8 protein-coding genes are annotated in these 9,732 nt (G+C 66.9%); 4 read left to right on the plus strand and 4 right to left on the minus strand.

Going from position 1 to position 9,732, the window contains the following annotated elements:
• The gene (locus EXE63_RS13405) at positions 1-750 is read left to right on the plus strand and encodes a succinate dehydrogenase/fumarate reductase iron-sulfur subunit (RefSeq protein ID WP_168142330.1); all 750 of its coding nucleotides are present in this window, start codon (positions 1-3) and stop codon (positions 748-750) included.
• A gap of 133 nt (positions 751-883) precedes the next feature.
• The gene (locus tag EXE63_RS13410) at positions 884-1,045 is read left to right on the plus strand and encodes a hypothetical protein (protein WP_168142331.1); all 162 of its coding nucleotides are present in this window, start codon (positions 884-886) and stop codon (positions 1,043-1,045) included.
• A 49-nt stretch (positions 1,046-1,094) separates the two neighbouring features.
• Here EXE63_RS13410 and EXE63_RS13415 read toward each other — a convergent pair whose 3' ends face one another.
• Positions 1,095-1,577: a flavin reductase family protein gene (locus EXE63_RS13415; protein ID WP_105365976.1), complete on the minus strand. Its 483-nt coding sequence runs from the start codon at positions 1,575-1,577 to the stop codon at positions 1,095-1,097.
• Between the two features lie 189 nt (positions 1,578-1,766).
• Here EXE63_RS13415 and EXE63_RS13420 point away from each other — a divergent pair, with 189 nt between their 5' ends.
• Together EXE63_RS13420 and EXE63_RS13425 are read left to right on the plus strand one after the other, a co-directional pair.
• Positions 1,767-3,488, plus strand: a complete 1,722-nt coding sequence (locus tag EXE63_RS13420; protein WP_168142332.1) for an AMP-binding protein — start codon at positions 1,767-1,769, stop codon at positions 3,486-3,488.
• A 12-nt stretch (positions 3,489-3,500) separates the two neighbouring features.
• A complete protein-coding gene (locus EXE63_RS13425; RefSeq protein ID WP_168142333.1) occupies positions 3,501-4,133 on the plus strand; it encodes a GAP family protein in 633 nt (210 codons plus the stop codon).
• A 3-nt stretch (positions 4,134-4,136) separates the two neighbouring features.
• Here the strand turns inward: EXE63_RS13425 and pe are convergent, their stop codons facing one another.
• The 3 genes from pe to EXE63_RS13440 are packed head-to-tail and all read right to left on the minus strand — an operon-like array spanning position 4,137 to position 9,718.
• Positions 4,137-5,270 (minus strand): acyltransferase PE, encoded by a 1,134-nt coding sequence (gene pe / locus EXE63_RS13430; protein WP_168142334.1) that lies wholly within the window; start codon positions 5,268-5,270, stop codon positions 4,137-4,139.
• Positions 5,267-8,242, minus strand: a complete 2,976-nt coding sequence (locus EXE63_RS13435; RefSeq protein WP_168142335.1) for an MMPL/RND family transporter — start codon at positions 8,240-8,242, stop codon at positions 5,267-5,269. Before EXE63_RS13435 ends, pe begins: the two co-directional genes overlap by 4 nt.
• A 54-nt stretch (positions 8,243-8,296) precedes the next feature.
• Entirely contained in the window at positions 8,297-9,718 is a 1,422-nt protein-coding gene (locus EXE63_RS13440; protein WP_168142336.1) for a condensation domain-containing protein, read from the minus strand.
• Positions 9,719-9,732: the final 14 nt, after the last annotated feature.

Raw genomic sequence — 9,732 nt, forward strand, 5'->3', positions numbered from 1 at the left:
ATGGCTGCCTACAACGCGAAGCTACGGGTCTGGCGCGGCGACCCGTCCGGCGGCGAACTGCAGGACTACACGGTCGAGGTCAACGACGGTGAAGTGGTGCTCGACATCGTCCATCGGCTGCAGGCCACCCAGGCCGGCGATCTCGCGGTGCGCTGGAACTGCAAGGCCGGCAAGTGTGGTTCCTGCTCGGCGGAGATCAACGGTCGCCCGCGGCTGCTGTGCATGACGCGGATGTCCACGTTCGACGAGAACGAGACCGTCACCATCACCCCGTTGCGGACCTTCCCGGTGATGCGCGACCTGGTGACCGACGTGTCCTTCAACTACGAGAAGGCACGCCAGATCCCGTCGTTCACCCCTCCCAAGGATCTGCAACCGGGCGAGTACCGCATGCAGCAGGAGGACGTGAACCGCAGCCAGGAGTTCCGAAAGTGCATCGAGTGCTTCCTGTGCCAGAACGTGTGCCACGTGGTGCGTGACCACGAGGAGAACAAGGAGAGCTTCGCGGGTCCGCGATTCCACATGCGCATCGCCGAGCTGGACATGCATCCGCTGGACACCGTGGACCGCAAAGACATGGCCCAGGAGGAGCACGGGCTGGGCCTGTGCAACATCACCAAGTGCTGCACCGAGGTGTGCCCCGAACACATCAAGATCACCGACAATGCGCTGATCCCGATGAAGGAACGCGTCGCCGATCGCAAGTACGACCCGATCGTCTGGCTGGGAAACAAGCTTTTCCGGCGGTAGGGACGTTGACTCTGCGCCCACGGTGCAGAAGTACGAGTAGCTCGCGCCCAGAGCGCAGAGTCAACGCCTGTGCGTGGCGCGCCATCGGGCGTACGGTTGTGACAGCGGCCAATCAACCCTGAAGAGGCACAGCATGTCACAACGAGAAACGATCAGCGTCAACGATATTCGCACCGCGATCCGGGAGCTCACCGCCCGCGCGGAACTCGCTCGCAAGGAAGGCAGGCCGGCGGATGCCGCCGAACTGGAGCAGCGGGTCGCGAAGTACCGCGACGAGCTGGGATCGCGGCCGTAGGCGAACGCCGATCTAGCAGCGAGGTACGCGCTGCGCCGAGAAGTGCGGCTCAGCCACCCAGTTTGCGGAACGCGCTGCGGTGGAACACGATCGGCGGCACGTCGTGCACGGTGATCTCACTGACCTGCAGCACCACGATGGTGTGATCGCCGGCGGGAACTTCTTGGGTGATCGTGCTTTCCAGCCACACGCTGGTGCCGTGCACGAACACCGCCCCGCTGTCGCGGGACTGGGTCTCCAGACCGGCGAAACGGTCGCCGGTCTTGGCGGCCAAGGTGCGTGCCGCGGCGTCATGCGATTCGCCCAGCACGCTGATCCCCAGCGAGGGCAGGGCCTTGAGTTTGGGCCAGGTCTCCGATGAGTTCTGCACGCAGAACGAGACCAGCGGGGGGTCCAGCGATACCGGCACGAAGGTGCTTGCCGCCAGACCGACCCGGACGCCGTCGACCTCGGCGGCGATGGCGATGACTCCGGTCGGGAAATGCCCGAACGCCTCGCGCAGCGAAGCCGGGCTCAGTTCTGTGTCGCTCATAACACTTCCATCTTCACATGTAATGGTGCGCGGCGGCGACCTCGGGGTGTGCGCCCACCAGACTCTTCCACGCATTGCGGCCCCACCGGCGCCGTCCGCACAGAAACCACCCGTCCATCGTGCCCCTCGAAGGCCACGGCGGCCATGCTCACGCTCAGCCTGAACACAACCTTGAGTAGCCTGACCCCCATGCCCAACGCGTCCATCCTCACCGTGCTGCGGGAACGTGCTGGCGATACACCCGACGAGCTCGCGTTCACCTATACCGACTACGACCGGGATCCCGGCGGTATCGCCGAAACCCTGACCTGGGCCCAGCTGTACCGGCGCACCCTCAACATGGCCGCCGAAGCCGGTCAGTACGGGTCGCCCGGGGACCGGGCGCTGATCATCGCGCCGCAGGGACTGCCCTACATCGTGGCGTTCCTGGGCGCCATGCAGGCCGGGTTCATCGCCGTTCCGTTGTCGGCACCGGTGCCCGGCTCCCACGATGAGCGCATCGGCGCGGTGGTGGCCGACACCTCGCCGGCGGTGGTGCTGACCACGTCCGCCCTGTTCGACATCGCCGCCCAATATGTCGACGATGGCGCCGCCATGACCGCGGTGATCTCGGTGGACACCCTGGACCTGGACACTCCCGAACCGGTCGACGGCGATGCCCCGGACGGCCCGGACATCGCCTACCTGCAGTACACCTCGGGGTCGACGCGGGCTCCGGCCGGCGTGATGATCAGCCACCGCAATCTGATCGCGAACTTCGATCAGTTGATGCCGGACTATCTGCGCCGGCACGGCGGCACCTTCCCCGACGGCGGTGCGCTGGTCTCGTGGCTGCCGTTCTACCACGATATGGGCCTGATGCTGGGGGTTGCGGCGCCCATCCTGGGCGGGACGCAGGCCGACCTGATGAGCCCGCTGGCGTTCCTCACCCACCCGGCACGCTGGCTCACGACCATGGCCCGGCACCGGGTGACGGTATCCGGCGGACCCAACTTCGCCCTGGATCTGGCTGCCCGGCGCACCAGCGACGAGGATCTCGCGGACCTCGACCTGAGTGTCGTCGAGAGCATCATCTGTGGCGCCGAGCGAGTCCAGCCACCCACCGTGACCCGCTTCCTCGATCGCTTCGCGCCGTGCGGTTTTCGGCCCGAGGCGCTCATGCCGTCCTACGGCCTGGCCGAGGCGACGGTGTTCGTGGCCAGTGGCGGTCAGGGACGGATCCCCGAGGTCGTCGAATTCGCCATCGACGAATTGACCGAGGGCACCGCGATCCGTCAACCCGGGGGCACTCCGCTGGTCCGCTACGGGGTGGCCGCGTCACCGTTGCTGCTGATCGTCGACGCCGAGACCGGCAGGCCCTGCCCGGACGGCGCCGTCGGCGAGATCTGGACGCACGGTGAGAACGTGTCGGCCGGATACTGGCGCAAACCCGATCAGACCGGCACCGGATTCGGTGCCGAACTCATCGACGGGCCTGCCGATCTGCCGACGACCGACTGGCTGCGCACCGGGGACCGCGGCTTCATCTCCGAGGGCGACCTGTTCATCGTCGGGCGGATCAAGGACATGCTGATCGTGCGCGGGCGCAATCACTACTCCGAGGACATCGAGGAGACGGTGCGCGGGATCACCCGGGGCAGGGTGGCCGCGATCGCCGTGACCGATGAGCAGGACGAGCACGACGAGAAACTGGTCACCATCATCGAGTTCAAGAAACGCGATGACACCGAGGAACTGGGCGAGGCGAAAAGCGATGTGACCGCCGCGATCTCGCGTGCACACGGACTGCAGGTCGCCGATATCGTGCTGGTGCCACCCGGCTCGATCCCCACCACCACCAGCGGCAAGATCCGTCGCTCGGCATGTGTCGAGCAGTATCGACAGGGGCAATTCGTGCGGCTGGACGCGTAGCCAGCGCCCGCGATGTGGATCACCCTGCTGGTCATGGCCGTCGCCGTCAGCCTCGAACCGTTCCGCATCGGGATGTCGGTGCTGATGCTCAACCGCCCACGGCCCCTGCTGCAACTCACCGCCTTCCTGTGCGGTGGCTTCCTGATGGGCCTGACCGTGGGCGCAGTGGTGCTGTTTCTGCTCGAAACACGCTTGGAGTCAGCCCATTTCACGCTGCCGCGGGTACAGATCGGGATCGGCGTGCTGGCCCTGCTGGTGGCCGCGTTCTTGGCGGTCACCACCGGACGCCCGCGTACACCGCCGGCCTGGCTGAGCCGGCTGCTCGACGGTCAATCCCTGTGGGTCGCCGGGGCGGCCGGGCTCGGAATCGCGCTACCCTCGGTCGACTACCTGGCCGCGCTGGCCGTCATCGGCACCGCCGACATCAGCCCGACGACGCGGCTCGCGGCACTGCTGATCTTCAACGTGGTCGCCTTCGCCCTCGTCGAGATCCCGCTGCTGGCTTACCTTGTCGCGCCGGAACGCACCCGCGCGCGGCTCACGGCACTCAACGACTGGGTGCGCGCCCGGGGGCGGCGCGGGATGGCCGTGCTGGTCGCGGTGGTCGGTGTGGTGCTGCTCGCGGTGGGCCTGGCCGGGTTGTGACCGCTAGGTGGGCGGGTTGTTGAGCACGTACTGCAGGCCGGCCATCAACTGCGACACCGGATCCGCACCGCCACCGAACGCGGCCTGGGTGGCCGGGGCGGTGACCTCGGCCGGGTCGTAGCCGTTCACCGGGTCCACCGTGATGGGCGCCGTCAAGGGATCGTCGTTGCGCGTATAACCGGCGTCCACATAGGGTTTCAGCACGTTGTCGAGTTCGATGAGGGTCTTCTGATCGACCCCGAGGTACTTGAACGGCAGCACCAGCGGCAGGTGCTCCTCGGGGATCATGTACGTCGTCGTCCGCGCACCCCGGGAGTTGACCGTCGTCCGGATGTTCTGCGGCGGCACCATGCTCGGGTTGGTGAACGCGACCGCGGTGTGGCCGGTCGCCAGCCCGACGATCGCATTGGCGACCGAGATCCAGTTGTCCGAACGCTGCGGCCAGTCCGCGATGCTGTCGTAGGCGGAGACGAACAGATGGGTGTCGTACTGGCTCTCCACCGGGGCGGGCATCCGGTAGTCGAGCGAGGGCACCACACTGCCGACGGGGAAGTTCTGGCTCAGAAAGCTCTCACCGAAGGCGTGCTTGCCGACCGGATTCCCGTAGGTCGCGAAGCTCAGCTGATCCGGCGGCGGGGCCGTCGGATCGTTGGCCAGCCGCGCCTTCACGTCATCGAGAACCGACGCACCCTCGGACAGGCCGATGGCCATGCCCGGGCCGCCGGATTTGATGGCGGCCAGCAGATTGGGCCCGCCGACGTCGATGGACTCGCCGTAGCTGGGGCCGTCGATGCCGAGGCCCGGGAAGTTGTCGTCGAGGCGTCCGATACCGGGGAACAGCCGCTCCAGCGTGTGGCCCTGGACCTGGCCCGCGGGGTAGTCCACGATCTGCCGGTTCAGGTCCGGGAACCATTCGGCGCCGGTGCGCATGATGTATTCGTCGTACGGGATGCCGAGCACGTGTGCACCGCCGAGGGCGTAGCCGCGGCCCTCGATGGTGCGGGCGGCGCCGGGACCTGCCGGGCCGGGAACCGCCGGGCCGGGCGGCGGTTCGTCGGCGGTGGCGATCCCGACACCCAGCGGACCGGAGACACCGATGGTCAGCAGCGCGGTGGCCGCCGCGAGTAGCTTCCTCATGCTCTACTGCTCCCTCGCGCTGTGGGTCGAGACGGCCACCAGTTCGCCTTTCCGACCAGCGTAGCCATGGCGGGCACGGTGACGGTCCGGACGAGGAAGGTGTCCAGCAAGATGCCGATGCCGATGACGAACCCGCCCTGCACCACAGTACCGATGCTGGAGAACAGCAGGCCCCACATGGACGCGGCGAAGATCAGGCCCGCCGCGGTGATGACACCGCCGGTCGAGCTCAGCGTGCGGATGATGCCGAACCTGCCCAGCGGCGCTTCGTCGCGCATCCGTGAGACGAGCAGCAGGTTGTAGTCCGCACCGACGGCGACGAGCACCACGAACGCCAGTGGCGGCACCGACCAGTGCAATTGCTGGTCGAGGATCACCTGGAACAGCAGCACACCGAGTCCGAGCGCGGCGAAGTACGAGATCACCACCGAACCCACCAGATACAGCGGCGCGATGACCGCCCGCAGCAACAGGGACAGCACCACCAACACCACCAAGATCGTCACGATGACGATGAACCGGATGTCGTTCTCGTAGTAGTCGCGGGTGTCGGCCAGCGCCACCGGATACCCACCCATCGACACCGAGGCATCCGCCAGCTCGGTGTTCGGCAGGGCGCTGCGCGCGGCGTCCTCGATGGCGCCGACCTGATCCATCGCGGCCGGGCCGAACGGGTCGAGTTTGGTGAACACCAGATAGCGCGCCGAGTGCCCGTCCGGTGAGACATAGGCCTTGGTGGCCGCCTTGAAATCCTCCAGCTGCAGGATCTCGGGCGGGATGTTGAACCCGGCCATGGCGGGCGAGCCGGCGTTCTCGGCCATGGTCAGCAGGAAGGCCGCGGCCTGGTCGAGCCCGGTGCGCATCACCTTGATCTGCTCGACGATCTGATCCACCCCGTCGGCCACCTGCCGGCTGCCGCTGGCCGAACGTTCGGCGCCCTGCTGGAGCTGGGCCAGCGTCGCCTCGGCACCGGCCGGGCTGTCCAATCCCATCGCCTGCATCGCCTTGGTGAGCCGGGTGAATGCGGTGCCGACCTGCTGCAGCGCCGCGTTGAGGGACTGGCGGTCCTGCAGCGACTCCAGCTGCCCGGCCAGATCCTCGATCTCGGCGAGGGTGCCGTCATTGCGGGCCGCGGCGAGCCGGGACAGGTGGATGCGGGTCTGGCTGCAGGAGGGGTCCAGATCGCAGACCACGTTGCCGTGCAGGGCCGTCAGTACCGGCGGGACCCAGGCGAACATGTCCCTGGTCGCCATCAGGTTCACACCCATGGAGTTGCCGAGCCGGTTGATGGCGGCCACCAGTTTGGCCGCCACGTCGACGTTGCGGACCAGCTTGTCGCCGCCGTACTGGCCGCGCAGCGCGGCGAACGCGTCGACCATCTGCTGAAGGCTGTCCGCGATATCGGTGACCTGGCCGCGCACATCGGACAGGCCCCCGGCCAGGGTGTTGGCTCCCGAGGACAACCGGTTCATATCGGCGGTGCCGTCGGTGATCATCTTCGCGCCGTCGGCGAGCCGGGTCCCGACGATGCCGGCCTGGTAGGTGGCCCGGAACTCGGGCGGCACCGACCCCAGCGGCCGGGTGATACCGCTGACCATCTGGATGTCGGGCAGTTGGGCGATCCGCTCGGCCAGCTGCTCCAGGTCGGCGAGCGCCTCCGGATTGCGCAGATCCTTCGCCGACCGGATCAGCACGTAGGACGGGATGGACTGGTTGATGTCGAAGTGCTTCTCCAGCGCCGCATATCCCAGCGAGCTGGGTTCCGAGGCCGCGACCGCCTTGCGGTCGTCGTAGTTGAACGTCGCGAAACCGGCGAGACCGGCCAGCAGGAACAGCACCAGCAGGCTGCCCACCAGATGTGCCCACGGCCGACGGACGATGCGCACACCCGAGCGTCGCCACAGCCGGGAGGTCACGTCCTTGCGGGGTTTGATCCAGCCACGCGGGCCGACGACGGCCAGCAGGGCGGGCAGCAGCGTCATCGCGGCCAGGTAGGCGACACCGACGCCGACCGCCGAGGACACCCCGACGGTGGAGAACACGCCCATCTTGGCGAAGCTGATGCCGAGGAAGGTGACGCCGACAGTGGCCGCCGAGGCGGTGATCACCTTGCCCACCGACCCCAGCGCCTTGCGGACCGCGTCGTGGTTGTCCTCGCCCGTCCGCACGTAATCGTGGTAACGGCTGATCAGGAAGACGGCGTAGTCGGTGCCCGCGCCGAAGATGATCGCGCTGAGCAGGATCATCGCCTGGTTGGAGACCCCGAGGCCGGTGAACTCGGACAGCGCGGCGACTGTCGACTGCGCGATCACCAGCGACATCCCGATACCGGCCAGCGGCAACAGCATGGTCACCGGGTTGCGGTACACCACCAGCAACACCAGTAGCACCAGCACCGCGATGGCGAGCTCGATCGGCAGCCGGTCCTTCTCACCCGCGACGGTGAGGTCGGCGACGGTGGCAGCCGGACCGGCGAGATGGACCTCCAGTGGGCCGCCGGCGGTGGTCCGCTCGATGAGATCGGAGACCTGATTGAACGACGTGTAGGACTGCGGCGTGCCCAGCGCGCCGGCCAGGCCAACCGGCAGCACCCAGGACTTGTCGTCCGCACTGGTCAGCGTGGAACGCAGGGCAGGTGTGCCGATGAACTCCTGCAACATGACGACGTTCTGTTGGTCGTCGCGCAGGGCGTCCACCAGCTTGGCGTAGGTCTCCTCGTGCTCGGGGCCCAGCCCGTCCTCGTCGGTCAGCACGACCAGCAGCAGATCGTCGGTGCCCGGTTCCTGGAACGCCTCCTCCATCTGGCGGGCCGCGACGCTGGACGGCGCATCCGCGGGCAGCATCGAGAGCGGGTTCTTCTGGGCCATCTCGTTGAGGCTGGGCACCGTCAGCGGCAGTGCCACCGCCAGCGCGATCCAGATCCCGATCACGGCCAGGGGCCACCGCACGACGAAATCGGCTAGCCGTCGCAACACACACCCCCTGGAGATACCGACCCGGAACCACCCACCGGCAGATCCCACCGCTCAGGCAAAACGGCCCCAGTCCCCGCTGTCGGCGACCTGCTCGATCACGGATTTCATGGTGGCGATATAGCGGGCAACCGACTTATGGGCCACCTCGTTGTCCGGGAACATCACCGCCATTGCCGTACCGGCCTCGTACCGGAAGACATAGATGGTGAGCTGGTAGGAGAACCGGCCGTCGGAATAGATGCCGATATTGTTCGAATAGCCCATCTCGGCTGCCGCGAGTACCGCATTCAATGGTGCGGCGCCACCGTGCAGGAAGTTCGACACCGGAAAATTCGGTCCCGGTTTGTCCAGCCACGGCGCCAATTCCAGCACCCGGTAATAGGGGACCCGCGCCAGGTTCAGACCCGAATCGAAGGAGGTCTGCGCCGACCATGCGGCCTCGGCGAAGGTCGTCGCCGCGATCGGCACGGTGATCGGGACCAGGCCGGTGAACCAGCCCTGGGTCATGAAATTGTCCGATGTGCGCCGGGTGTCACGCGGAGTGAGCCCGTAATAGGTTGCCGCGCCGGTCAACTCATGCTCGACCATGGCGGTACAGGCGTACAGGCCGCCGACGAAACGGGTTCCGGCCGCCGTGCAGGCCGCCTCGAAGCGGGCGGTCTGGTCCGCGTCGAGCAGCATCTCCCCGACCATGTCGGCAACCGTGGGCTCCAGCGGATTGCCCAGTGGCAGGGGAAATTCGGGCATGCTGCCGTTGTTGTTCTCGGCGAACTCGATCCAGGCCCGGACCTCCGGGGAATCCACGGTCAGTCCTGCCGTGTTCTCGCGTTCCTGAACGCAGAAATCGTCGAACCGACCGGCGTCCGGCAGCGCCATCGGCTGGCCGGTGGAAAGCAACGAGGTGTACATCCCGTGCGCCTCGAGCATGGTGATCCCGATCAGCGCCGCATCGCCGTGCACATGGTCGATGGCGGCATAGAAATCGAAATGGTCTTCGCTCTGCACGATTCCGAAGGAGAAACAGCCCCACTCCAGCGGTGTGGGTATGTCGACAATGTGTTTGCGCGCGTCCACGGCGGTGATCTCGCCGTGGTTGACGGGTTCGAATTCGATATCGGCGGGGTCGGCGATGCTGTGCCGGACGATCTCACCGGAACCGTCGTATTCGAACCAGCTGCGGTAGGTGTCATGCCGGCGCAGATAATGGTTGAGCGCGTGATTCATCGCCGAGATATCGCACGTGCCAGGCACTTCACAGGTGGCGATGATCTGTCGTGAATAGTCCAGACCCTTGGCGTCCTGCTCATAGACCCCGCGGATGTGCTGGCCCTGCATATAGCTGACCGGGACGGCACTGACCGGGGCCTGCCGGGCCTTCTCCATCGACTCGGTCGTGGGGTGCCAGGAGGTCACCACACCGGGGGCCGGCTTCCAGTCATCGATCGTGCCGATCGTGATCTTCCCGATTTGCAAGCTTTCCCTCCCGG

The organism is Mycolicibacterium frederiksbergense, from assembly GCF_012223425.1.
GTDB lineage: Bacteria > Actinomycetota > Actinomycetes > Mycobacteriales > Mycobacteriaceae > Mycobacterium > Mycobacterium frederiksbergense.

Excerpts from the sequence above, each read along its gene's own strand:
- EXE63_RS13415 (WP_105365976.1), bottom strand. The coding sequence starts at position 1,577 with ATGAGCGACACAGAACTGAGCCCGGCTTCGCTGCGCGAGGCGTTCGGG.
- EXE63_RS13410 (WP_168142331.1), top strand. The coding sequence starts at position 884 with ATGTCACAACGAGAAACGATCAGCGTCAACGATATTCGCACCGCGATC.
- EXE63_RS13425 (WP_168142333.1), top strand. The coding sequence starts at position 3,501 with ATGTGGATCACCCTGCTGGTCATGGCCGTCGCCGTCAGCCTCGAACCG.
- EXE63_RS13420 (WP_168142332.1), top strand. The coding sequence starts at position 1,767 with ATGCCCAACGCGTCCATCCTCACCGTGCTGCGGGAACGTGCTGGCGAT.
- pe (WP_168142334.1), bottom strand. The coding sequence starts at position 5,270 with ATGAGGAAGCTACTCGCGGCGGCCACCGCGCTGCTGACCATCGGTGTC.
- EXE63_RS13405 (WP_168142330.1), top strand. The coding sequence starts at position 1 with ATGGCTGCCTACAACGCGAAGCTACGGGTCTGGCGCGGCGACCCGTCC.